Genomic DNA, 24887 nt, shown 5'->3' with positions numbered 1-24887 from the left:
TTTCCCCGAAAAACATCAATGTGAAAGATAGTTTTTAAACGCGTCAGTTTGCGGATGCGTGAAGCAGGAGGCATCCCCTTGCTCGACGATATGGCCATTTTCCATATACACCACCCGGCTGGCCGTCTTGCGCGCCACTTCAACTTCGTGGGTGACGATAACCTGGGTGATGCCGGTTTCAGCCAGCTCGCGAATGATGCTGACGATCTGAGCCGTGATTTCCGGGTCAAGCGCCGCGGTAGGCTCATCGAACAGCAGGACCTGGGGCTCCATCATCAGCGCGCGGGCGATAGCCACACGCTGCTGCTGGCCGCCGGATAAATGCAGCGGGTAGCGATCGCTGTAAGGCTTCAGACGCAGACGCTCCAGCAGTTTCTCTGCGCGAGCCAGCGCCTGATCCTTGCTTAACCCCAGTACGCGGCAGGGGGCTTCGATCAGGTTCTGCTGTACCGTCAGGTGCGGCCACAGGTTGTATTGCTGGAAGACCATGCCGACGTTCTGACGCAGCTCGCGAATCGCTTTATCGGACGGCGCTTTGGTGAAGTCGAATTGGTTGCCGGCGATGGATAACGAACCGGACCGCGGCATCTCCAGCAGGTTGAGTACGCGCAGCAGCGAGCTCTTCCCGGCACCGCTGGGGCCGAGCAGCACCAGCGTTTCCCCCTGCGGGCAATCCAGCGTGATGTCGAACAGCGCCTGGTGTGCGCCGTAGAAGCAATTAATGCCGTTTAGTTTAATACTCATCTGGGCAGTCTGATACGAATAGCTATTGAGGCCGCAAATACTACCTTTGGCAGAATAGTTATGCAATATTTATGCGTTAAAAGTTAAATCTAAACCACGTTTAGCTTTAAAGTTAGCACAAAATATGGCCTGGTGGGTGAGGGGGGCGCAAATGTCGGCATTCCTGGGGCGAATACCGACATTTTACCGGGGTTATCGTTTCAGCGGGGTGGCTTCAACTCCGGAATCAGCGTTTCTCCAGACTCTGTCGCAGCGTCCCGGCTGGCGCATGGCTGTTGTTGCCGAGATAGCGGACGTCATCGACAGCCCAGCACTGGCCTTCCTGGATCATCAGCACTTCATCTTTCCAGCTCTGGGTGCCCTGTTTCAGTTCGACGCGCAGCGGAATATTGCGCGCATCACGGTTCGGGATGGTGGAGGCGCTGGCGACCACGGCGCTGTCTGCTGGGGTGCTGCTGCTGGAGAACGGGTTAGCCTGCAGCAGTTTGCTGTTGGCCGGATCCTGGCGGGCGTCATTGAGTAACTGCGCCAGTCCGTCGCTCAGATAGGGGCGCAGCGCCGCCGGATCCTGAGTGCGGTTCTGGATCTGAGTGTCATAGAATTTTTGCGCTACGTCGTCAGGGCCGCCTTCGACACAGGGGCCGCTGCGGGTACCATTATCTTTATAGGCCGGGGTGACGGTCGTACAGGCGCTGAGCGCCAGCGCGCAAGGGAGAAGTACAGCAAGAAGTTTGTAGCGCATGATGATTTCCTTATAAGCGAACTACGTTTTCAGTTTCCGTTAAAGCATAGCGTATAGCGTGCGGATTGTACTTGACGCAAAGAGCTAAGACCTTGATGTGACAACGGCCTTAGGGCAGGAAATCGACAATGAGCATCACCGAATGATATTCAGGCAGGAAAAACCAGGCGCCGTTTAAAAATAAACAGACTTTTTGGGCAAACAAGAAACATTACCCGGACAATAGGATAATGTTTCTTGAGATATAAGATTAATTACTTCTTCTTATAGATGTTAGCGGAGACGTGCAGTTTTTTATCGGTATTACCGGAAGAGAGCACGATAACGTCCGCGCCTTTTTCATCGGCCTTTTTAATCAGCTCTTCACGGGCATCGCTCGGCGCAGTCTGGCCGGTAGAGGAAATGGTGCCGATTTTGGTATATTGCGTATGGACCTTATTAAAGGCTTCTTTCGTTAAAATCTCAGCGGAGAAGGCGTTCGCCGTTAAAAACAATGCTGCACCTGCCACTAAAGCTGCATATTTCATATTTTTAGACTCCATTGTTTATTTTGCTATCATCATGCTCTTGTTTTAACTCACCAATGAGCGATTTCAGATTGTACTAACGCCGCTTTTTTTTCAAGCAAAATACTGCAATTTTATGACGATTAGTTAACGCTTTTTTAAAGAAAAGATGACGAGGTTCTCATTGATAATGCTTGCTTTTTTTTGCGGAATGAACATTAAGGCGACGCAAGACCTTTTTTTACTGTGGTTAGCTGAAAATTAGCTGAGGCGCACGCAGGAGAAGGGGCCGGGACGCTGAAAGACATTCCCGGTAACATGGTTTATCATATAGAACAGCAGGGGCTGCACCCATGGTCATGCAGGTCACCAGGGAGATAAGATGTTAACAAATAAGCGAGAGCGGGCCCGGCAGCAGCGAGCCGCGTTGTGGGCCACCAAAGATAATGTTCAGCGCCATGCGCTGTCCATGAGTATGCCCTGGCTGGCCTTTGTCAATATCGCTTTTGCGTTAATGATTTTCTTCCGCAATTTTATCTTTACCTATTTTGATAAGAAGTTACTGACGCACCGGGCGGTTATTCCTTATATCGAAGTGGCGCTGATCGCGGTTATTATTATTTCGGCCATTTTAGTGATTATTGCCGTCACGCCGCGGCTGGCGCAGGGGCGATATACGCTGAATATCATCACCGGGCTGCTGCTGGCGCTCAGCCTGTGCTGGTCCCTGAGTAATTACTGTTTTATCTTTTTCTGGACCTTGCCCTTCGCCTGGCCGCTGCTGGTGATTTTAATGACCACCGGCCTCACCGCGCTCTATCACCACTGGCCCGGCATTATCGCCTTTATGCTCCCAATGTGGGTGACCGCCTTGCTGGCAGGGGTGCAGATTCACTATGACGGTGAATTTCGTTTTTTGACCTTATGGGCTATTTTCACCGCGATTTTGCTTTATGGACGGCGTATTCTGCAGCGCTGGTATGATGAAGCCTGGGATACGCATCAGGAAAATATGCAGCTTATCCAGCGGCTGGAAAGTATCGCTAACCGGGATGCCTTAACCGGAACGGCCAATCGCCGGGCACTGAATGCTTTTCTGGCGCAGCTCTGGGAGCAAAAAGCGCCGTTAGCGCTGATCATGATCGATGTCGATTACTTTAAGCGTTATAACGACCATTACGGCCATCAGGCCGGCGATGACTGCTTATCGTCTGTCGCGCAGGTGCTTAAAATGGCGGTGCGGGCTGAGGACGATTTGGTGGCCCGCTACGGCGGCGAGGAGTTTGTCGTGGCGCTGCCGGGGGTTTCCTTAGCGCACGCCACCGTCATTGCCGAGCGCATTCAGCAGAAAATCCACGACGCGGCCTTGCCGCATGAAGCCTCTGCGGTGGCGGCGGTAGTGACCGTCAGCATGGGCGTGGTGGCTTCCGACGGCACGGTCCCGATGGAGACGCTGATCGCCCGGGCGGACAGTGCGTTGTATCAGGCTAAAAATAAAGGACGTAATCAATGGTCTTATTAACCCGGCTCCACTGCCGGGCGAGGGAAAGGGGATGAAACGGATTGCGCAGGTCGCCCTGCTGGCGCTGCTGTTAACCGGCTGTGCCGGGGAAAAGGGAATTATCGATCGCGATGGATACCAGCTGGACACTCGCCATCCGGCGCAGGCGGCCTATCCGCGAATAAAAGTGCTGGTGATCCACTATACGGCAGACAATTTTGATGTTTCTCTGGCGACGTTGACCGATAAAGAGGTCAGCTCCCACTATTTAATCCCCGAGCAGCCGCCGCGTTATCAGCATAAACCGCGGATCTGGCAGCTGGTGCCGGAAGAGGATTTAGCCTGGCACGCCGGGGTGAGCTACTGGCGCGGCAGTACGCGTATCAATGATACGTCCATCGGCATTGAGCTGGAGAACCGCGGCTGGCAGAAGACGGCGGGCGTCAAAAGCTTTACCCCCTTCCACCCGGAACAGATAGCGGCCCTGATCCCGCTGGCGCGCGATATTATCACCCGCTACCACATCGCACCGCAGAACGTGGTGGCCCATGCCGATATCGCGCCGCAGCGTAAAGACGATCCGGGGCCGCTGTTTCCCTGGCAACAGCTGGCGCAGCAGGGGATTGGCGCCTGGCCTGACGAGCAGCGAGTGGCCTTTTATCTGAACGGACGGCCGGCCAGCGATCCCGTTGACCCAGAGGTGGTGCTGGATTTACTGGCGCGCTACGGCTATCAGGTGACGCCGGAGATGACCCCCGCGCAGAAGAAGCGGGTGATTATCGCCTTCCAGATGCACTTCCGTCCGCAGCGCTGGGATGGCGTAGCGGATGCGCAAACTGAAGCGATAGCCGAGGCGCTGTTAGAAAAATATGGCCAGGGTTAGCGGTGAAGTTTGCCGTGGTCGCGTAGCCAGGCGGCGGTACGCACAATGCCGTCGTCAAGCGTCACCACCGGCTGATAGCCCAGTTCATCCTGCGCGCGGGTGATATCGAGCGTAAAATCAAAGTTAAGTTTGGAAACGCCGTAGTGGGTAAAGGCGGGCTCTTTGGCTGTTTTATCGCCAAAACGTTCCATGCTGCGGGCAATAATATCCAGCATCGGGTAGGGAACTGAGCGGATCCGGCACTTGATGCCCAGCTCGTCGATCAGTTTCTGCACGATGCTTCGCAAGGTGCGCGGTTCGCCGTTGCTGATATTCCACGCGCGGGCGGAAGGAAGATGATCGCAGGCCGACTGGCTCGCCAGCCACATCGCATGCACGGCGTTTTCATAATAGGTCATGTCGACCAGCGCGCTGCCGCCCCGCGGCAACAGGACGCTGCCATAATGCTGCATCATTTGCGCCAGCCGGGGAATAAAGACTTTATCGTGCGGCCCGAACAAGCTCTGCGGACGCAGAATGGTAAAACGGGTGTGCGGGTTGGCCTGCGCCAGCAGGTTGATCACCTCCTCGCTGGCCGCCTTGCTGCGGGCAAACTCGTTGGCGAAGCGATGCGGGCGGAAATCTTCCTGGATATCGCGATGGTGGTGATAATCGAAATAGAGCGATGGCGAAGAGATATGGACGAAATTGCGCACCCCCCATGCCACAGACCATTCGCCCAGACGGCGGGTGGCGCGGACGTTAGCGAGATCGAAAGCCTGCTGGGTGCCCCAGGGCGAGGTAAAACTCGAACAGTGCCACAGGGTATCGATACCGGCGAGCATCACTTTAGCCTGCGAAGAGACCAGCTCGGTTAAATCGGCCGGGATGAATTCTGCCCCCATTTTGCTCAGAAGCTTACCCATCGCTTCGTTGCGCCCGGTGGCTCTCACGCTGATGCCCTTATTGCGCAGATATTCCACTGCGTTGCGGCCTAATCCGCTGGTCGCACCGGTAACCAGTACCTTCATATCACTCTACTGTCCCAGAAAAGAATTTCGTGCGCATTTTTCCGTGATTCTCCCGACTATGCAATGAGAATCATGAAAGAATAATGCTTATCCTTGGTCTCTGCCTGAGATTTGTTCGGCCAGCCGGGCGATGCGTTGCGCCATACCGCGGAAAATAAACAGGTGCGCCGGGATCATCAGCAGCCAGTAGATCAGTCCGGGCATACCGTGCGGGTGCCACCAGGCGCGCACGTCCAGTTCGCGATGGTCGCCTTTATCGTTTATCGTAAAGCTTAACCGGCCCAGCCCCGGCGCTTTCATACCGAACAGCAGGGTGAGCTGTTTTTCTTCCTCCACGATAATTACCTTCCAGCTGTCGACCGTATCGCCGGTTTGCAGATAGTCGCGCTGCGGCCGTCCTTTGGCTAACCGATGGCCGACCAGCAGGTCCATCGCACCACGGGTTTTCCACAGCAGATTGCCGAAAAAATACCCCTCTTTACCACCGATTTGGTTAACGACCTGCCACAGGGCCTGGCGGTTCGCCTGGGTGGTGACGGTGCAGCCAGCCTGTTTCGGAAAGTAGCCGTACTCCGGTCGCCAGCGGGCGAAAGCCTGGGCGTCGTAGCCCCAGTCGCTGGAGTTTACCAGCTGCTCTTCTTCTTTCAGCGTGCGGCGAACCGCCTGATCGAAGGGGATCAGCGTTTGCGGGATCAGCGCTCGCAGCGCCCGGTCGTCGGCGATCAGATCGTGCTTCAGCCCCTGAATCAGCGCCCTGGCGATGGTAGGCGGCACCGAGGTGATAACGTTAAGAAACCACACTGAGATCCAGCGCGTCGGCAGGGGAATGGGAATGAGCGGGCGATGTTTACCGCTGACGGCCATAAAGTGGATAAACTGCTGCTGATAGCTTAACACCTCCGGACCGGCGGCTTCGAAGACGCGATGCGCGTTGGACGGATGATTCAGCAGCTCAACCAGGTCAAAGAGCAGATTTTCCAGGGCGACAGGGGTGGTACGCGAGCGTACCCAGCGCGGGGGAGTGAGCACTGGCAGGTTATAAACCATATCGCGCATCACCTCGAAGGCGGCAGAGCCGGCGCCGACGATAATCCCGGCCCGCAGTTCGGTCACCGGCACGCCCGACTCACGCAGGACCTCACCGGTCACCTGGCGGGCGCGCAGATGGTCAGATTGTTCCTGCGCCGGGGCCTGCAGCGAACTGAGAAATATCACCTGGCGCACTGACGACTGACGCAGGGCATCGCGCACATGCGTGGCCACCCGGCGTTCATGGGCGATAAAATCGCCGCCTTCGCCCATACCGTGTACCAGATAATAAAGGGTATCGATGCCGGCGAGCAGTGCAGGCAGAGCCTGCGGCTGATTAAGATCGACTGACCGACAGGTGACGCCGGGCAAATCGAGTTTTTGCAGTCGGTCGATGTGGCGTGCCGCCGCCAGCACAGGATAACCCCGCGCGCTTAACTCGCGCACCAAATGCTGGCCAATATAGCCGCTGGCGCCGAGCACCAGAACCGATTGCGACACGCCTGACTCCTTAGCGCTGTAAAAAAGCCTGCCAGTGAGCGACCACCTCGCTCAGCTGCTGACGGTTGACATCCAGGTGAGTGACCAGACGGACAACAGGCGAGGCGTTAATCAACACGCCGCGCGCCTGCATAAACTCGCCGAGCGCCGGGGCCTGCGCTTCGCCAACGCGCACAAACAGCATGTTGGTATCATGGCGGGTGACGTCGGCGCCGATGGCGCGAAGCTGCTCCGCCATCCACGCGGCGTTGTCATGATCCTCCTGCAGGCGCTGTACGTTATTTTTCAGCGCGTACAGCCCGGCAGCGGCCAGTATGCCCGCCTGGCGCATGCCGCCGCCGACCATTTTCCGCCAGCGGATAGCACGGCGAATGTATGCCTCGCTGCCCAGCAATAGCGAGCCTACCGGGGTGCCAAGCCCCTTTGACAGGCAGATGGTGAAGGAGTCGCAGTACTGAGCGATATCACGCAGTTCGCAGCCGTAGGCCACTACGGCGTTAAAGATACGCGCGCCGTCGACGTGCAGCGCCAGGTCGCGCTGGCGGGTAAACGCCCAGGCTTCCTGCAGATAGTCGCGCGGCAGCACCTTACCGTTGTGGGTGTTTTCCAGGCTCAGCAGGCGAGTGGGGGCAAAATGGATATCGTCGGGTTTGATTTTCGCCGCCACTTTATCCAGCGGCAGCGAACCATCCGCCGCGGCGTCAATCGGCTGTGGCTGAATACTGCCGAGTACTGCCGCACCGCCGGCTTCGTACAGATAGTTATGCGCCCCCTGGCCGACGATATACTCTTCGCCGCGCTGGCAGTGGCTGAGCAGGCCAACGAGGTTGGCCTGGGTGCCGGTGGGCAGAAAAAGCGCCGCCTCTTTGCCGGCGAGGTCGGCGGCATAGCGCTGCAGTTCATTGACGGTAGGGTCGTCGCCATACACATCGTCCCCGACCGGGGCGGCCATCATGGCCTCCAGCATGGCGCGCCCGGGACGGGTAACGGTATCACTGCGTAAATCGATCACGGCTTTTCCTTGGTCTGGTTCAACGTATTGCTTCTGTTTTACCTGAGCCAGTTGGTTTTCGCCAGTTCGATGACCTCATCGCCGCGCCCGCTGATGATCGCCCGCAGCATATACAGGCTAAAGCCTTTCGCCTGCTCCAGCTTGATCTGCGGCGGGATAGCCAGCTCCTCTTTGGCGACGACGACGTCGACCAGCACCGGACCGTCGGTGCGGAAGGCGGTCTGCAGCGCTTCATCCACCTCGGAGGCTTTTTCAACGCGAATACCTTTGATACCGCAGGCCTCGGCGATGCGGGCGAAGTTGGTATCGTGGAGCTCCGTACCGTCGGTGAGATAGCCCCCGGCCTTCATCTCCATCGCCACGAAGCCCAGCACGCTGTTGTTAAAGATGACAATTTTCACCGGCAGCTTCATCTGCGCCAGCGACAGAAAATCGCCCATCAGCATGCTGAACCCGCCGTCGCCGCACATGGCCACCACCTGCCGCTCCGGAGCGGTGGCCTGGGCGCCGATGGCCTGCGGCATGGCGTTGGCCATTGAGCCGTGGTTGAACGAGCCCAGCAGGCGGCGTTTGCCGTTCATTTTGAGATAGCGTGCCGCCCAGACGGTGGGGGTGCCGACATCGCAGGTGAAAATGGCGTCTTCATCGGCAAAATGACTAATCTGCTGCGCCAGATACTGCGGGTGAATGGCTTTATCGCTGGGCTTCGCCAGGTCGTCGAGTCCTTTTCGCGCGTCGCGATAGTGCTCCAGCGCTTTATCCAGGAAGTGGCGATCGGTTTTCTCTTCCAGCAGCGGCAGTAGCGCTTTTAGCGTCGATTTAATATCGCCCACCAGCGCCATATCGACCTTACTGTGGGCGCCGATGCTGCCGGGGTTAATGTCGATCTGAATAATTTTGGCGTCGGTTGGATAGAAGGCGCGATAGGGGAACTGGGTGCCCAGCAGGATCAGGGTATCGGCGTTCATCATGGTGTGGAAGCCAGAGGAGAAGCCAATCAGCCCGGTCATGCCGACATCGTACGGATTGTCGTACTCCACGTGCTCTTTGCCGCGCAGGGCGTGGACGATGGGGGCTTTAATTTTGGCCGCGAACTCCACCAGCTCCTGATGAGCGCCGGCGCAGCCGCTGCCGCACATGAGCGCGATATTGCTGGAGTAGCGAATAAGCTGCGCCAGCTTGCGCAGTTCTTCTTCCGCCGGAGTGACCGTCGGCAACGGCGCATGATACCAGTGGCTGCTGGCGCTCTCCGGGGCAGCCTTCAGCGCCACGTCGCCGGGCAGCACCACCACCGAGACGCCGCGGTTAATCACCGCTTTACGCATGGCGATGGCCAGCACCTGCGGAATCTGTTCCGGGGTGGAGACCAGCTCGCAGTAGTGGCTGCATTCGCGGAACAGCTCCTGGGGATGGGTCTCCTGAAAATAGCCGCTGCCGATTTCGCTGGAGGGGATGTGGGCGGCAATGGCCAGCACCGGCACATGGTTACGATGACAGTCAAACAGACCGTTAATCAGATGCAGGTTGCCCGGCCCGCAGGAGCCGGCGCAGACCGCCAGTTCGCCGGTCAGCTGCGCCTCGGCGCCAGCGGCGAAAGCAGCCACCTCTTCGTGCCGGGTGGGCATCCAGTCGATGGTGCCCATGCGGTTCAGACTATCGCTCAATCCATTGAGGGAATCTCCGGTGACGCCCCAGATACGTTTCACGCCGGCCTGTTCCAGCGTTTTGGCAATGTATGCGGCCACGGTTTGTTTCATGATCTCCATCTCCTTTTTGTGATAACGCCTTCAAGCTTAGATGAAACTGCAGGTTACGTTGCTGATTGTCCCTTATTTTTTGCTGGTTTTATTGCTGAAAAATTGTGCATACTCAGGGATCTCACAGGGTGTAAAACAGGAAGCACATCAGATGGTTAAGGGAATGTTAAACGCAGTAAATAAAACGCTGTCGCATGACGACGCCGGTAAACTCTTGTTACGACTCGCCGTCGGCGGGTTAATGCTGTTTCACGGTCTGCACAAGCTGTTGGACGGCGTGGGCGGGATCAGCGGCATGCTGGTGGCGAAGGGGTTGCCGGGGTTTATCGCCTACGGTGTGCTGGTGGGGGAAGTGGTCGCTCCCTGCTTGTTAATTCTCGGCGTCCTGACACGTCCGGCGGCGCTGGTGCTGGCGTTCACCATGGTGGTGGCGTGGCTGATGGTCGGTCTCGGCAAGACGTTTGCGCTTGATGCGGTGGGGGCGTGGGCGATCGAGAACCTGGTCTATTTCTTTGTTGGCGCACTGGCGATTGCGCTACTCGGCGCAGGGCGTTATTCGCTGGCCGGTCAGTCGGCCTGGCGGTAAAAATGCCTCATTCGTCCTGGGGCGTAAAGTCGATACTGTTGCCGGTTTGCAACTTTTTCAGTCTGAGAAAATGTTTATCTCATGTCGCCTGAGCGTTTATTGTCGCCCGGGATTTTCCCGGAGTCGGCGCATTGCGCCTTCTCCGGGCTACCCAATCGCACAGCGCTGCAGCCCCGGTAAGCGGTAGCGCCACCGGGGATTTTGACCTCAGGCGAGAACCAGATCGCTCTGCGGATGGCAGGAGCAGGCCAGCACATAGCCGTCGGCGATTTCGGCGTCGGTTAACGTCATGGTGCTGGTGACGCTGTACTTCCCGGAAACCACTTTGGTTTTACAGCAGCCGCAGACGCCGGCGCGGCAGGCGACGGTCACCGGCACTTTATTGCTCTCTAGCGCATCAAGCAGTGTGGTGCCCACCGGCGCGTAAAACTCGCGCGCCGGCTGCAGTTTGGTAAATTTCAGTCCACTGGTCGCGGCTTCCGCCACCGGGGTGAAGAACTTCTCCTTAAAGAAGCGGGTGACGCCCAGGGCGGCAACATCCTGCTCGACCTTCTCCATATAAGGCGCCGGGCCGCAGGTCATCACGGTGCGGCTGGCTAAATCCGGCACGCTCTGCAGCAGCTCCCGGGTCAGACGGCCGGCGACAAAGCCATGAGTGGCATGGTGCTCTGCCACCAGGGTGACCGGATACTGGCGCCACTCCTCGGCAAAGATCACATCCTCCGGCGAACGCACGCTATAGATCACCTGCACGTCGGCCTGCGGTCGATACTTCGCCAGCCAGCGACGCATCGACATTATCGGCGTTACGCCGCAGCCGGCGGCCAGCAGCAGGAATTTATCTTCCGCTTTATCGTCGCAGGTAAACTCGCCCATCGCATCGGACAGCCAAAGGTAATCGCCGCGTTTGACCTCGCGGGTCAACCACTGCGAACCCGCGCCCTCGTCAATACGGCGAACGGTCAGCGTAATGTACTCGCTGACCCCCGGCGTGGAGGAAAGGGTATAGGCGCGCAGCGTTTCCGCCGAGTGACGCACGCTGACCAGGGCATACTGGCCGGCGCGGTACGGATAGTAATCGTGGCACAGCAGCGAAAGGGTCCACACGTCCGGGGTTTCCTGGTGAATGTGGTGAACCTGCATCCGCCACGGGCACTGGGAGGTTGGCATGGTCATCAGGGACTCCTTAAGCGCTCAGCAGCTGCTGCATATCTTGTTCCACGGTGGTCACGGACCGCAGACCAAACTTCTCATTGAGGACCGCCAGCAGATCCGGGGTGAAGAAGCCAGGCGCCGTCGGGCCGGTGACGATGTTTTTCACCCCCAGCGACAGCAGCGTCAGCAGAATGACGATCGCTTTCTGTTCGAACCAGGAGAGCACCAGCGACAGCGGTAGGTCGTTAACACCGCAGCCCAGTTTTTCCGCCAGCGTAACCGCGAGAATAATTGCCGAGTAGGCATCGTTGCACTGCCCGGCGTCGACCAGACGCGGCAGACCTTCGATATCGCCGAAGTCTAGCTTGTTGAAGCGGTATTTACCGCAGGCCAGGGTCAGGATCAGACAGTCATCCGGCACGCTGGTGGCGAAATCGGTGAAGTAGTTACGCTCCCCGCGGGCGCCGTCGCAGCCGCCGACGAGGAAGATATGGCGCAGTTTTTCACGGCTGACCAGATCGATCAGCGTATCCGCCGCGCCAAGCAGGGTCTGACGGCCAAAGCCGACGGTGATCAGATGCGGGATTTCGCTGTACGGGAAGCCCGCCATCTGCTGCGCCTGGGTGATAACCGGGGCGAAGTCTTCACCTTCCAGATGGTTCACGCCCGGCCAGCCGACGATGCTGCGGGTCCAGATGCGGTCGTCGTAGGCGCCGACGGTGGGGTCGATGATGCAGTTCGAGGTCATCACGATAGGGCCCGGGAAGCGGGCGAATTCCACTTGCTGGTTTTGCCAGCCGCTGCCGTAGTTGCCGATCAGATGTTTGAATTTACGCAGCTCCGGATAGCCGTGCGCCGGCAGCATTTCGCCGTGGGTATAGACGTTAACGCCGGTGCCTTCCGTCTGCTCAAGCAGGTTATACAGATCTTTCAGATCATGGCCGGAGATCAGGATGCACTTCCCTTCGGTGGCTTTAACGTTCACCTGAGTCGGCGTCGGGTGGCCATATTTAGTGGTTTCACCGGCGTCAAGGATGCTCATCACCTGGAAGTTCATCTGGCCGATTTCCATCGAACATTCCAGCAGCGCGTTCATATCCGCCGGCCAGGTCCCCAGCCATGCCATGATTTTATGGTACTGGGCATAAATCGCGTTGTCGTACTGGCCGAGTTCGTGGGCGTGCTCCATATAGGCCGCCGCGCCTTTCAGGCCGTACAGGCACAGCAGACGCAGACCGAGAATATTCTCGCCGATGGCGGCTTTATCTTTATTTGGGGCATAGTCTGCCGCCTGACGCTGCAGGTCACCCAGATCGTCGCTGACCAGGTGTAAATCGGCTACCGGGTTATCAACCGCGGCGCTGGCGTCGAGGTTCTGGCACTGCGCTTTCAGCGCCTCACGCAGGGCAATCGCCTGGCGGGCGTAGCCGACGATACGCGGAGAATCGAAGTTGACGTTGGTCAGGGTGGAGAAGAAGGCGCGGGGGGCGAAACTGTCGACCTCATGATCGATAATGCCATATTCGCGGGCCTTGAGCGCCCAGGCGGACAGGCCTTGCAGTGACGCAATCAGCAGATCCTGCAGATCGGAGGTTTCCGCTGTTTTACCGCACATCCCCTGCGCGTAAGAGCAGCCGTTGCCGGCTGGGGTACGAATGGTTTGTTCACATTGCACACAAAACATGGTCACACCTTTAAAGTTATATTTAATATACATGTTTAAGGTTATGCCGCATGGCACAAGGTGAAAAGGCATTTCTGATACAACTTAAAGGGAGATTGATTTAGCGCAAATTTGGCGGCAGGGAGTCTGCCGCCAGCGGGTATTCAGGCGGTAAAAAAGGCGATCAGGATCGGGACCAGCAGGCTAAGCAGAAAACCGTGCACGATGGCGGCAGGAACAATCTCGACGCCGCCGGAACGCTGGAGTACCGGTAAGGTGAAGTCCATCGAAGTGGCGCCGCACAGCCCCAGCGCTGTGGAGCGGCTGCGGCGAACAAGGCCCGGAATTAACATGATAGCCAGCAGCTCGCGACACAGATCGTTAAAGAACGCCGCACTGCCGATCACCGGGCCAAAGGATTCAGTGAGTAAAATACCGGAGAGCGAATACCAGCCGAAACCGCTCGCCATCGCCAGACCGGTCTTTAACGGCAGACCGAGAATAAAGGCGTTAAGTATCCCGCCAAGTAATGAACTGGCCATAACCACCATGGCGACGATCATTCCCCGACGGTTAAGGACTATTTGTCGCAGACTCATTCCATTATTGCGTAATTGAATACCGACGAGGAACAGGAGAAAGATCAGCGTATATTCGCTGGCTTCGGTCGCGTGCTGTAAAAAAGACAGGCCGGTCAGGCCGAGCAGAAAACCGAGCACGACCACGCCGCACAGCTGCAGCGATTCCAGGGCCATGGCCAGGCGCGAAGGTAATTTCTCCTGCCGATGCTGACTGCGCCATGGCATTTTACTTTCCAGCCACAACAGGGCGGCAATATTACACAGTAAAATGATGACCACGCTCACTGCAGCGTAATGCAATATGGCCAGCAGGTTGCTTGCCAGATTGTCGAGGAATGCCAGGCTGATCCCCATAAAGAAAAGGATGACATAGACAATCCAGCTGAGCATCCGGTTAATCAGTTTTAGCGCGGAGGGTTGACGAAGTGGCACCAGATAGCCGACAACCAGCGGCAACAGAATGATGAAGAGTCCCGATAACATGAACGATGCAGCCCTTGCATAATGAGAATAGCGCCCATGACACTACCCAAATCACCGGGCCGAGTAAAGCTGCCACCAGAAAGAAAAAGCCCGGAAACCCGGGCTTTACAAAGGATTAATCACGTTTTTCCAGCAGGGTGCGATACAGCACGCCGCCGAGGATCCCGCCGACGATCGGCATGACCCAGAACAGCCACAGCTGCTGCAGAGCCCAGCCGCCCTGGAAAATCGCTACCGCGGTGCTGCGCGCCGGGTTGACCGAGGTGTTGGTAACCGGAATGCTGATCAAATGGATGAGGGTCAGCGCCAGGCCGATAGCGATGGGGGCAAAGCCCGCCGGGGCATGTTTATCGGTCGCGCCATGGATAACCAGCAGGAAGCCACAGGTCAGGACAATTTCAATGACGATAGCCGACAGCATGGAGAAGCCGCCCGGGGAGTGTTCGCCATAGCCATTGGAGGCAAATCCGCTGGCGGCGGCATCAAAGCCGGCTTTACCGCTGGCCACCACGTAAAGCACCGCCGCGGCAATAATGCCGCCGACCACCTGAGCGATAATATAGCCAATGACTTCTTTCGCCGGGAAACGGCCGCCGGCCCACAGGCCCAGGGTCACCGCCGGGTTGAAATGCCCCCCGGAAATATGGCCGACCGCAAATGCCATGGTTAATACCGTTAAGCCAAATGCCAGCGCGACGCCGGCAAAACCAATACCGAGCTCAGGGAAGGCTGCGGCAAGCACGGCGCTACCGCAGCCACCAAATACAAGCCAGAAAGTGCCGAAGCATTCTGCTGCTAATTTTCTGAACATAACCACCTCAATTAAATTGTATACGCGCACGAGCGGACCGTGCCGGTCTTTATTTATCGTGATAAGGGATGACGATAAAAATAAAGCGGCGTTATTCTAGAGATAATCGCCATCCCAGAGCCAGTTAAATATATTGATATTATTTGATTTAGGGCAAGGTGAAGGGATTCCGTTTGCCAGTGTAGTCTTTCCTTTATCCGTGGAAGATTATCAATAGTGTAGATCATAACGCCTGAAATAAAACTATTTTGTTTGATGAATAATCAACAGCCGGTAATAGGCGATAAGTGAGTAATTTTATGAATATATTTAATCCGCTGAATATGAGCCACGGATGCGATTAAGCAGAGTGTCATCTTGCCGTCGCCCTCGCTATACTGTTGATTACTGAAGGAGAGTGGTGGTTTAGCGGAGGGGATATGCTTCTTGAGCGCGTAGAAATCGTCGGTTTTCGCGGTATCAATCGTTTGTCGTTGATGCTGGAGCAAAATAACGTCCTGATCGGGGAGAACGCGTGGGGGAAGTCCAGTCTGCTTGATGCGCTGACCCTGCTTTTGTCCCCTGAGTTCGATCTTTATCACTTTGTACGCGATGACTTCTGGTTTCCCCCGGGCGACATCCAGGGGCGCGAGCACCATTTGCATATTATCCTGACCTTCCGTGAAACCGAACCTGGGCGCCATCGGGTCCGGCGTTTTCGTCCGCTTCAGCGCTGCTGGGTACCTTGTGACGATGGTTATCATCGGGTGTTCTATCGTCTGGAAGGCGAGCTCGCCGATGACGACAGCGTGATGACCCTGCGGAGCTTTATCGATGGCGAAGGCGAAGCGCTGGCGGTTGAGGATATTGATGATCTGGCCAGACACCTGGTGCGTCTGATGCCGGTGCTGCGCCTGCGCGACGCGCGCTTTATGCGGCGTATCCATAACGGGACGGTACCGCATTCGCCGCAGATAGAGATCACCGCCCGCCAGCTCGATTTTCTCTCCCGGGAGCTGGTCAGCCATCCGCAAAATTTATCGGACGGTCAGATCCGCGAGGGGTTGTCGGCCATGGTGCAGCTGCTGGAGCATTACTTTGCCGAGCAAAGCAGCGCCCAGACGCGGCATCGTCTGATGCGGCGGCGCTCCCATGATGAGCAGCGCAGCTGGCGCTATCTGGATATTATCAACCGGATGATCGATAAACCCGGCGGGCGCAGCCATCGGGTGATTCTGCTGGGGCTGTTTTCCACCCTCCTGCAGGCAAAAGGGACGGTGCGCCTCGATCGCGACGCGCGGCCGCTGTTGCTGATTGAGGATCCGGAGACGCGTTTGCATCCGATTATGCTCTCTGTCGCCTGGCACCTGCTGAATTTATTGCCGCTGCAGCGCGTGACCACCACCAACTCCGGGGAGCTGTTGTCCCTGACGCCGGTGGAGCAGGTCTGTCGACTGGTTCGTGAGTCGTCGAGGGTGTCGGCATGGCGGCTGGGACCCGGCGGAATGAATGCCGAAGACAGCCGGCGTATCGCCTTCCATATTCGCTTCAATCGCGCCTCATCGCTCTTCGCCCGCTGTTGGCTGCTGGTGGAAGGGGAGACGGAGACCTGGGTTATCAACGAACTGGCCCGCCAGTGTGGCCATCATTTTGATGCCGAGGGCGTGAAGGTGATCGAGTTCGCCCAGTCAGGCCTTAAACCACTGATCAAATTTGCCCGCCGGATGGGGATCCAGTGGCACGTGCTGGTGGATGGCGATGAGGCGGGGAAAAAATATGCCGCCACCGTGCTCGGCCTGCTGAATAACGATCGCGAGCTGGAGCGTGACCATTTGACGAGCCTGCCCGCGATGGATATGGAGCACTTTATGTATCGCCAGGGATTTGATGACGTTTATCACCGGGTGGCGCAGATCCCGGATAATGTCCCTATGAATATGCGGCGGGTGATCACCAAGGCCATCCATCGTTCATCCAAGCCCGACCTGGCGATTGAGGTGGCGATGGAGGCCGGCCGACGCGGGGTGGACGCGGTGCCGACGCTGTTAAAGAAAATGTTCTCGCGGGTACTGTGGCTGGCTCGTGGTCGTGCAGATTAACCTGCGCCGTAGGGCTGGCGCAAAGCTCTCCGGTAGCTAAACAAAACGTAAGCAACGTTAAAAATGGGTGTTCTGTTGTCGACGGGTTTGGATAGAATCACCGTCTGGAGCGGCAGGGAAACAGCAGGAATCGGATAATGAAAGTGAAGGGAAAACGCAGGACAATCTGGTGGTTGTTAGCGATCGTTGTGCTGGGTCTGGCCGTCTGGGGATGGCGGATCCTGAATGCGCCGCTGCCGAACTACCAGACGCTGGTGGTGCGCAAAGGTGACCTCCAGCAGAGCGTGCTGGCCACCGGTAAGCTGGATGCCCTGCGGAAAGTTGACGTCGGCGCCCAGGTCAGCGGACAGCTGAAAACGCTGCACGTCAATATCGGCGATAAGGTCAAAAAGGACCAGTTGCTGGGGGTTATCGATCCGGAGCAGGCGCAAAACCAAATTAAAGAGGTTGAAGCGACGCTGATGGAACTGCGTGCCCAGCTCAATCAGGCGCGCGCGGAGAGCAAACTGGCGCAGGTGACTCTGGCCCGTCAGCAGCAGCTGGCGCAGCGCCAGCTGGTCTCGCGACAGGACCTTGATACCGCGGCCACCGATCTGGCGGTGAAACAAGCGCAGATCGGCACTATTGAAGCGCAAATTAAGCGTAACCAGGCGACGCTCGACACCGCGAAGACCAACCTCGACTACACGCGGATCCTGGCGCCGATGGCTGGCGAAGTGACGCAAATTACCACCCTGCAGGGACAGACGGTGATCGCCGCCCAGCAGGCGCCGAACATTCTGACGCTGGCGGATCTCAGCACTATGCTGGTCAAAGCGCAGGTCTCTGAAGCGGATGTCATCCACCTCAGACCGGGGCAAAAGGCGTGGTTTACCGTGCTGGGGGATCCGCTGACTCGCTATGAAGGCACGCTGAAAGACATTTTGCCGACGCCGGAAAAAGTCAATGACGCCATCTTCTACTATGCCCGCTTCGAGGTGCCGAATCCGCAGGGCATCCTGCGTCTCGACATGACCGCGCAGGTGCATATCCAGCTGGCCGAGGTGAAAAACGTGATTACCATCCCGCTGAGCGCCCTGGGTGACGCGGTGGGTGATAACCGCTATCACGTCCGGTTGTTGCGCACCGGCGAGGTAAAAGAGCGTGAGGTTGCCATTGGCGCCCGCAACGATACCGACGTCGCGGTGGTGCAGGGGCTGGATGAGGGAGATGAAGTGATCGTCGGCGAGAGCGCGAGCGGGGCGGCAAAATGACGGCGCTGCTTGAGCTGCGTGATATTCGTCGCAGCTACCCTTCCGGCGACGGCAGCGTTGAGGTACTGAAGGGGATCACCCTCAGCATCAATGCGGGGGAGATGGTGGCGATCGTGGGTGCCTCCGGCTCGGGCAAATCGACGCTGATGAATATTCTCGGCTGTCTCGACAAACCGACCAGCGGCACCTACCGGGTGGCGGGAACCGATATCGCGCAGTTGAATGGCGATGCGCTGGCTCGGCTGCGGCGGGAACACTTTGGTTTTATCTTTCAACGCTACCACTTGCTGTCACATCTTACCGCCGCGCAGAACGTTGAAGTGCCTGCGGTGTATGCCGGCAGCGAGCGACGGGCACGCCTGGCGCGCGCCCATGATCTGCTGGTGCGTCTGGGGCTTGGCGATCGGGCTGACTATCAGCCGTCGCAACTGTCCGGCGGCCAGCAGCAGCGGGTGAGTATCGCCCGTGCGCTGATGAACGGCGGGGAAGTGATTCTGGCGGATGAACCGACCGGCGCGCTGGACAGCCATTCCGGCGAAGAGGTGATGGCGATCCTGCATCAGCTCAAAGCTCAGGGCCATACGGTCATCATTGTCACCCACGATCCGCAGGTCGCGGCCCAGGCGGAACGGATCATTGAGATCCGCGATGGCGAGATCGTCCGCAATCCGCCCGGCAGCCGCCAGGGCGGTGGGCTGCGCGCCCGTCAGCAGCCGGAACCCTCGGCGTGGCGTCAGTTTACCAGTGGCTTTCGCGAAGCGCTGGTTATGGCGTGGCGGGCGATGGCGGCGAATAAAATGCGTACCCTGCTGACCATGCTCGGCATTATTATCGGCATTGCGTCGGTGGTATCGATCGTGGTGGTCGGTGATGCCGCCAAACAGATGGTGCTGGCGGATATTCGCGCCATCGGCACCAATACCATCGATGTCTATCCCGGAAAGGATTTTGGCGATGACGACCCGCGTTATCAGCAGGCGCTGAAGTATGACGATTTGCTGGCGATCCAGAAACAGCCATGGGTGCGTTCCGCCACGCCGGCGGTATCGAAAAGCCTGCGCCTGCGCGCCAACAATATTGACGTTGCCGCCAGCGCGGAGGGGGTCGGGCCGCAGTACTTTAATGTTTACGGCATGACCTTCAGCGAAGGCAATACCTTTAATGAACTGCAGCTCAACAGTCGGGCGCAGGTGGTAGTGCTCGACAGCAATACCCGTCGCCAGCTGTTTCCCAATAAAGCGAAAGTGGTGGGCGAGGTGATTCTGGTGGGCAATATGCCGGCCACGGTGATCGGCGTCGCGGATGAAAAACAGTCAATGTTTGGCAGCAGTAAAATTCTCCGCGTCTGGTTGCCTTACACCACCATGGCGGGAAGAGTGATGGGCCAGTCGTGGCTGAACTCCATTACGGTACGCGTTCATGAAGGTTATGACAGTGAAACCGCGGAGAAACAGCTGCTGCGTCTACTGGAGCTGCGGCATGGTAAAAAAGATGTATTCACCTGGAATATGGACAGCATCTTGAAAACCGCAGAAAGGACCACACATACCTTACAGCTGTTCCTGACATTGGTGGCGGTGATTGCCCTGGTGGTTGGCGGTATTGGTGTAATGAATATTATGCTGGTGTCGGTGACCGAACGGACGCGCGAAATCGGCATCCGCATGGCGGTTGGCGCGCGGGCCAGCGATGTACTGCAGCAGTTTCTCATCGAAGCGGTGCTGGTTTGCCTGGTCGGTGGCGCGCTGGGGGTCACGTTATCGCTGATGATCGCATTTATTCTGCAGCTGTTTCTGCCCGGCTGGGAGATCGGTTTTTCCCCGCTGGCTCTGCTAACGGCTTTTCTCTGTTCGACGTTGACCGGGGTGCTGTTTGGTTGGCTGCCAGCGCGCAACGCGGCACGGCTCGATCCGGTGGATGCGCTGGCACGCGAATAGAAATAAAAATGCCAGTCAGAAGGACTGGCATTTTATTAGCAGGATGTACACAATGAAGCAAAAGAGTTATGCAGCCGTTTCCGCTTCCACAGGGACGATCACGCTGGCGTGGTTGCCTTTTGGCCCCTGGTGAACATCAAACCGAACGGCTTGTCCGGCTTTTAGCGTTCTGTAACCATCCATCTGGATGGTGGAGTAATGGGCGAAAATGTCTTCGCCGCCGCCCTCAGGGCAGATAAAACCGAACCCTTTGGCATTGTTGAACCACTTAACAGTACCCATTTCCATACTTCGACATCCTTCGTAAATCTTTATAAGTAAGATGGAATGAACCGGTGGTGGAGTGACGAGTTGTTCAATTGCTCGCCAACTCTCGCCACTACAATTTAGAGAAATACGAAAACGCGTCAAGCGATTGAGGAGGGGGAACGGCGAAAAATGCGTCAAAATTTGAAGCAGTTAACGCTATTGCCGGGGAATGTGACAGCCGTCGCGGATAGAAGCGATAGATGATAGTTATCTATGATCTGTTGTAGATTTGTGATGAGCATAACCTCTGGTCATCGACAGGCCTCCGCCTGTTGGCAACAGCAACCGATGATGAACACTGACGATGAGTAAGAGAGATTGGCTGGACTTCGAGCACCTGGTTGACGACGAAGTTCGTGATGCGATTAAACCGCCATCTATGTATAAAGTGATATTAGTCAATGATGACTACACTCCAATGGAGTTTGTTATTGACGTGTTACAAAAATTCTTTTCTTATGATGTTGAACGTGCAACGCAACTGATGCTCACGGTTCACTATGAAGGTAAGGCGATTTGTGGCGTGTTTACCGCGGAAGTGGCGGAGACCAAAGTCGCTATGGTGAATCAGTACGCGAGGGAGAACGAGCATCCATTGCTGTGTACGCTGGAAAAAGCCTGAATACAGGCATGAAAATTGGGGGAGGTGCCTATGCTCAATCAAGAACTGGAACTCAGTTTAAATATGGCTTTCGCCAGAGCGCGCGAGCACCGTCATGAGTTTATGACCGTCGAGCACTTGCTGCTGGCTCTGCTAAGCAACCCCTCGGCCCGTGAGGCCCTGGAAGCGTGTTCAGTGGACCTGGTGGCATTGCGTCAGGAACTTGAAGCCTTCATCGAACAAACCACACCCGTCCTGCCAGCCACGGAAGAAGAGCGCGACACCCAGCCGACGCTGAGCTTCCAGCGTGTGCTGCAGCGCGCCGTCTTCCACGTGCAATCTTCTGGCCGCAGCGAAGTGACCGGCGCCAACGTACTGGTGGCCATTTTCAGCGAGCAGGAGTCGCAGGCCGCTTACCTGCTGCGTAAACATGAAGTCAGCCGACTCGATGTGGTGAACTTCATTTCTCATGGTACACGCAAAGACGAGCCGAGCCAGTCTTCCGATAACAGCGGAAGCCAGCCTGGCAATGAAGAGCAAGCCGGCGGGGAGGAACGTATGGAAAACTTCACCACCAACCTCAATCAGCTTGCTCGCGTCGGCGGCATTGATCCCCTGATCGGCCGTGAAAAAGAGCTGGAGCGTGCGATTCAGGTCCTGTGCCGTCGCCGTAAAAATAACCCATTGCTGGTGGGTGAATCCGGCGTCGGTAAAACTGCGATCGCCGAAGGCCTTGCCTGGCGCATTGTGCAGGGCGATGTGCCGGAAGTGATGGCCGACTGCACCATCTACTCGCTCGACATTGGCTCTTTGCTGGCAGGGACCAAATATCGTGGCGATTTTGAAAAACGCTTCAAAGCGTTGCTCAAACAGCTGGAGCAGGATACCAACAGCATCCTGTTTATTGATGAAATCCACACCATTATCGGTGCGGGGGCGGCTTCTGGCGGCCAGGTCGATGCGGCTAACCTGATTAAACCGCTGCTTTCCAGCGGCAAGATCCGGGTGATCGGCTCCACCACCTACCAGGAGTTCAGCAACATCTTTGAGAAAGATCGTGCGCTGGCCCGTCGTTTCCAGAAGATCGATATCACCGAACCGTCGGTGGAAGAGACGGTGCAGATTATCAACGGCCTGAAGCCGAAGTACGAAGCGCACCATGACGTGCGTTATACCGCTAAGGCGGTGCGTGCGGCGGTTGAGCTGGCGGTAAAATACATTAACGATCGTCATCTGCCGGATAAGGCAATTGACGTCATTGACGAAGCGGGCGCGCGGGCGCGCTTAATGCCGGTCAGCAAGCGTAAGAAAACGGTCAATGTGGCGGATATCGAGTCAGTGGTGGCGCGGATTGCGCGGATCCCTGAGAAGAGCGTCTCCCAGAGCGATCGCGATACGCTGAAAAACCTTGGCGACCGTCTGAAAATGCTGGTCTTCGGTCAGGATAAAGCCATTGAGGCGCTGACCGAAGCCATCAAAATGGCGCGCGCCGGGCTGGGCCATGAGCACAAGCCGGTTGGGTCATTCCTGTTCGCCGGGCCTACCGGGGTCGGGAAAACCGAAGTGACCGTGCAGCTGGCGAAGGCGCTGGGTATTGAGCTGCTGCGTTTTGACATGTCCGAATATATGGAACGTCATACCGTCAGCCGTTTAATCGGGGCGCCTCCGGGCTACGTTGGCTTCGATCAGGGCGGGCTGCTGACCGATGCGGTGATTAAACATCCGCACGCGGTGCTGCTGCTTGATGAGATCGAAAAAGCGCATCCGGATGTGTTCAACCTGCTGCTGCAGGTGATGGATAACGGTACGCTGACCGATAACAACGGGCGTAAAGCGGACTTCCGCAACGTGGTGCTGGTGATGACCACTAACGCCGGGGTGCGGGAAACTGAGCGTAAATCGATTGGCCTTATTCAGCAGGACAACAGTCCGGATGCAATGGATGAGATCAAGAAGATCTTTACGCCGGAGTTCCGTAACCGCCTCGACAACATTATCTGGTTCGATCATCTCTCTACCACGGTGATCCATCAGGTTGTCGACAAGTTTATCGTCGAGCTGCAGGTCCAGCTGGACCAGAAAGGCGTCTCCCTGGAAGTCAGTCAGGAAGCGCGCGACTGGCTGGCGGAGAAAGGTTACGACCGGGCGATGGGTGCACGTCCAATGGGACGCGTCATTCAGGACAACCTGAAAAAGCCGCTGGCGAACGAGCTGCTGTTCGGCTCGCTGGTCGATGGTGGCCAGGTGACAGTGTCTCTGGACAGCGCGAAGAATGCGCTGACCTACGATTTCCAGAGCGCGCAGAAGCACAAACCGGAAGCCGCCCACTAAAGCGATGTCTTCAACGTAAAAACCGGCCCTGGGCCGGTTTTTTTTTGCCGGCGGCAGATATGAAAAGACCGGGAATTATCCCGGCCTTCAGCATCTGACGCCTTAAGGGCGAAAACAATCAGCGACTACGGAAGACAATGCGGCCTTTGCTCAGGTCGTACGGGGTCAGCTCAACAGTCACTTTGTCGCCCGTCAGAATGCGGATGTAGTTTTTACGCATTTTACCGGAAATATGCGCAGTTACCACGTGACCGTTTTCCAGTTCTACGCGGAACATAGTGTTAGGCAACGTTTCAAGTACGGTGCCCTGCATTTCAATATTGTCTTCTTTGGCCATCTAGTCCTCTGGGGTATCACTACCGTAGTTTTGAACCGGCAAGATAATGCCGAAGTTCATCATGTAAGTAAAGTTTTACGTATCTACCCTGAATCATTCGCCTTGCCGCAAGGTGCGCAGTCAGCACACCGGCAACGGATATATGACGGGTATGAATCGCCGAAGTAGTTTTGGCGCATTGCCCGGAACACACACGGCTATGCCGCGTGACAGGCGCAAACGTAAAGGGGAGTGACAGAACGATGGGCGTTATCTGACTCTTATTATTCCCAAACGGCGGCGGGGCAACAGGCAGAAGCTACTCTACCGCGCAATTATACCATCCTGACGCAAAATGTGCTGAAAACATTTTTATTGCGCGCCCGGAAATAGCACCCGCGGCACCCAAAATAGCTCGGGCAGGCGGTAGCCGCGTAATACTGACAGGTAGTCAAGATAATCGCGGCGGGGAATATCCACCGCGCCTAATGAGGCGGTATGGTTGTTCAGTACCTGGCAGTCGATTAATTTACCACCACTCTGCGTAAAAGCCTGACAGAATACCAGCAGCGCGGTTTTGGAGGCATTTTCTGCCCGGCTGAACATCGATTCGCCGCAAAACAGCGCCCCCTGCGCCACGCCGTACATTCCACCTACCAGCGTATTCTCTTGCCAGACTTCAATGGAATGGGCATGGCCCAGCTCATGGAGTTGGTGATAGGCGCGAACGATACTGCTGGTTATCCAGGTGCCTTCGTCACGATCGCTGGCGCAGCCTTCAATGACCTCACCAAAGGCATGATTCAGCGTGACGCGATAAGGCGAACGCTGATGAAAACGCTTCATGCTGCGGCTGAGATGAAACTGTTCCGGCCAGAGCACCGCCCGGGGATCGGGCGACCACCAGAGGATCGGGTCGCCCGGAGAAAACCATGGAAAGATACCGCGCTGATAGGCCATCAGCAGACGTGCCGGGCTCAGATCGCCGCCGAGCGCCAGCAGGCCGTTAGGTTCACGCAGGGCGCCTTCCGGGGAAGGGAAGGCGATAGAATGCCGGGAGAGCTGAACCAGACGCATTTTAACCTCAATACGCATCAG

At 57.0% G+C, this 24887-nt stretch carries 22 protein-coding genes; 8 read left to right on the top strand and 14 right to left on the bottom strand.

Annotated elements, in window-relative coordinates:
- Positions 1-15 precede the first annotated feature (15 nt).
- The 3 genes from artP to yahO all read right to left on the bottom strand — a co-directional run bounded on the left by artP (position 16) and on the right by yahO (position 2013).
- Positions 16-744, bottom strand: coding sequence for an arginine ABC transporter ATP-binding protein ArtP (gene artP / locus R0140_RS18615; protein WP_012968630.1), 729 nt, complete (start codon positions 742-744; stop codon positions 16-18).
- A gap of 226 nt (positions 745-970) precedes the next feature.
- Positions 971-1486, bottom strand: coding sequence for a lipoprotein (locus R0140_RS18610; protein ID WP_012968629.1), 516 nt, complete (start codon positions 1484-1486; stop codon positions 971-973).
- A gap of 254 nt (positions 1487-1740) precedes the next feature.
- Entirely contained in the window at positions 1741-2013 is a 273-nt protein-coding gene (yahO, locus tag R0140_RS18605; protein ID WP_008805825.1) for a DUF1471 family periplasmic protein YahO, read from the bottom strand.
- 361 nt (positions 2014-2374) lie between these two features.
- On the opposite strand from yahO, the gene R0140_RS18600 reads away from it, so the two are divergent.
- Both R0140_RS18600 and R0140_RS18595 read left to right on the top strand, forming a co-directional pair.
- Positions 2375-3514, top strand: a complete 1140-nt coding sequence (locus R0140_RS18600) for a GGDEF domain-containing protein (protein WP_032739411.1) — start codon at positions 2375-2377, stop codon at positions 3512-3514.
- Positions 3515-3545: 31 nt separating this feature from the next.
- Positions 3546-4376 (top strand): N-acetylmuramoyl-L-alanine amidase, encoded by an 831-nt coding sequence (locus tag R0140_RS18595; RefSeq protein ID WP_008805827.1) that lies wholly within the window; start codon positions 3546-3548, stop codon positions 4374-4376.
- On the opposite strand, the gene R0140_RS18590 is transcribed toward R0140_RS18595, so the two are convergent.
- The 4 genes from R0140_RS18590 to poxB form a co-directional block, all read right to left on the bottom strand.
- Positions 4373-5386 carry an NAD-dependent epimerase/dehydratase family protein gene (locus R0140_RS18590; protein ID WP_008805828.1) on the bottom strand — a complete coding sequence of 338 codons (1014 nt, stop codon included), beginning with the start codon at positions 5384-5386 and terminating at the stop codon, positions 4373-4375. The genes R0140_RS18595 and R0140_RS18590 overlap by 4 nt on opposite strands.
- An 87-nt stretch (positions 5387-5473) precedes the next feature.
- A complete protein-coding gene (locus R0140_RS18585; RefSeq protein ID WP_023297311.1) occupies positions 5474-6916 on the bottom strand; it encodes an SDR family oxidoreductase in 1443 nt (480 codons plus the stop codon).
- Positions 6917-6926: 10 nt separating this feature from the next.
- Positions 6927-7928, bottom strand: a complete 1002-nt coding sequence (gene ltaE / locus R0140_RS18580; protein WP_023297312.1) for a low-specificity L-threonine aldolase — start codon at positions 7926-7928, stop codon at positions 6927-6929.
- A 38-nt stretch (positions 7929-7966) separates the two neighbouring features.
- Positions 7967-9685 (bottom strand): ubiquinone-dependent pyruvate dehydrogenase, encoded by a 1719-nt coding sequence (gene poxB / locus R0140_RS18575; RefSeq protein ID WP_008805831.1) that lies wholly within the window; start codon positions 9683-9685, stop codon positions 7967-7969.
- 151 nt (positions 9686-9836) lie between these two features.
- Between poxB and R0140_RS18570 the strand changes: the two genes are divergently transcribed.
- The gene (locus tag R0140_RS18570) at positions 9837-10271 is read left to right on the top strand and encodes a DoxX family protein (protein WP_016160554.1); all 435 of its coding nucleotides are present in this window, start codon (positions 9837-9839) and stop codon (positions 10269-10271) included.
- Between the two features lie 207 nt (positions 10272-10478).
- On the opposite strand, the gene hcr is transcribed toward R0140_RS18570, so the two are convergent.
- The 4 genes from hcr to aqpZ form a co-directional block, all read right to left on the bottom strand.
- Entirely contained in the window at positions 10479-11447 is a 969-nt protein-coding gene (gene hcr, locus R0140_RS18565; RefSeq protein WP_032739415.1) for an NADH oxidoreductase, read from the bottom strand.
- A 10-nt stretch (positions 11448-11457) separates the two neighbouring features.
- Complete coding sequence (gene hcp / locus R0140_RS18560; protein ID WP_110184817.1) at positions 11458-13110, bottom strand: hydroxylamine reductase; 1653 nt, start codon at positions 13108-13110, stop codon at positions 11458-11460.
- Positions 13111-13253: 143 nt separating this feature from the next.
- Complete coding sequence (locus R0140_RS18555) at positions 13254-14153, bottom strand: LysO family transporter (RefSeq protein WP_008805835.1); 900 nt, start codon at positions 14151-14153, stop codon at positions 13254-13256.
- Positions 14154-14268: 115 nt separating this feature from the next.
- A complete protein-coding gene (gene aqpZ, locus R0140_RS18550) occupies positions 14269-14964 on the bottom strand; it encodes an aquaporin Z (protein WP_002896434.1) in 696 nt (231 codons plus the stop codon).
- Between the two features lie 419 nt (positions 14965-15383).
- On the opposite strand from aqpZ, the gene R0140_RS18545 reads away from it, so the two are divergent.
- The 3 genes from R0140_RS18545 (at position 15384) to macB (ending at position 20232) form a co-directional block, all read left to right on the top strand.
- Positions 15384-17042, top strand: a complete 1659-nt coding sequence (locus tag R0140_RS18545) for an ATP-dependent endonuclease (RefSeq protein WP_008805837.1) — start codon at positions 15384-15386, stop codon at positions 17040-17042.
- A gap of 137 nt (positions 17043-17179) precedes the next feature.
- Positions 17180-18295: a macrolide transporter subunit MacA gene (gene macA / locus R0140_RS18540; RefSeq protein ID WP_008805838.1), complete on the top strand. Its 1116-nt coding sequence runs from the start codon at positions 17180-17182 to the stop codon at positions 18293-18295.
- Complete coding sequence (gene macB / locus R0140_RS18535) at positions 18292-20232, top strand: macrolide ABC transporter ATP-binding protein/permease MacB (RefSeq protein ID WP_008805839.1); 1941 nt, start codon at positions 18292-18294, stop codon at positions 20230-20232. The genes macA and macB overlap by 4 nt, the downstream gene beginning before the upstream one ends.
- A gap of 66 nt (positions 20233-20298) precedes the next feature.
- Here macB and cspD read toward each other — a convergent pair whose 3' ends face one another.
- Positions 20299-20520 carry a cold shock-like protein CspD gene (gene cspD, locus R0140_RS18530; RefSeq protein WP_002896516.1) on the bottom strand — a complete coding sequence of 74 codons (222 nt, stop codon included), beginning with the start codon at positions 20518-20520 and terminating at the stop codon, positions 20299-20301.
- Positions 20521-20845: 325 nt separating this feature from the next.
- On the opposite strand from cspD, the gene clpS reads away from it, so the two are divergent.
- Together clpS and clpA are read left to right on the top strand one after the other, a co-directional pair.
- The gene (gene clpS / locus R0140_RS18525) at positions 20846-21163 is read left to right on the top strand and encodes an ATP-dependent Clp protease adapter ClpS (RefSeq protein WP_002896520.1); all 318 of its coding nucleotides are present in this window, start codon (positions 20846-20848) and stop codon (positions 21161-21163) included.
- 30 nt (positions 21164-21193) lie between these two features.
- Complete coding sequence (clpA, locus tag R0140_RS18520) at positions 21194-23473, top strand: ATP-dependent Clp protease ATP-binding subunit ClpA (protein ID WP_012542332.1); 2280 nt, start codon at positions 21194-21196, stop codon at positions 23471-23473.
- Between the two features lie 118 nt (positions 23474-23591).
- On the opposite strand, the gene infA is transcribed toward clpA, so the two are convergent.
- Both infA and aat read right to left on the bottom strand, forming a co-directional pair.
- Entirely contained in the window at positions 23592-23810 is a 219-nt protein-coding gene (infA, locus tag R0140_RS18515) for a translation initiation factor IF-1 (protein ID WP_001040187.1), read from the bottom strand.
- Positions 23811-24161: 351 nt separating this feature from the next.
- Positions 24162-24866: a leucyl/phenylalanyl-tRNA--protein transferase gene (gene aat, locus R0140_RS18510; protein WP_008805841.1), complete on the bottom strand. Its 705-nt coding sequence runs from the start codon at positions 24864-24866 to the stop codon at positions 24162-24164.
- Positions 24867-24887 lie beyond the last annotated feature (21 nt).

It is taken from the genome of Klebsiella sp. w6, assembly GCF_033100215.1.
Classification (GTDB): domain Bacteria; phylum Pseudomonadota; class Gammaproteobacteria; order Enterobacterales; family Enterobacteriaceae; genus Klebsiella; species Klebsiella variicola.
This window is presented reverse-complemented; position numbering and strand designations above follow the sequence as displayed.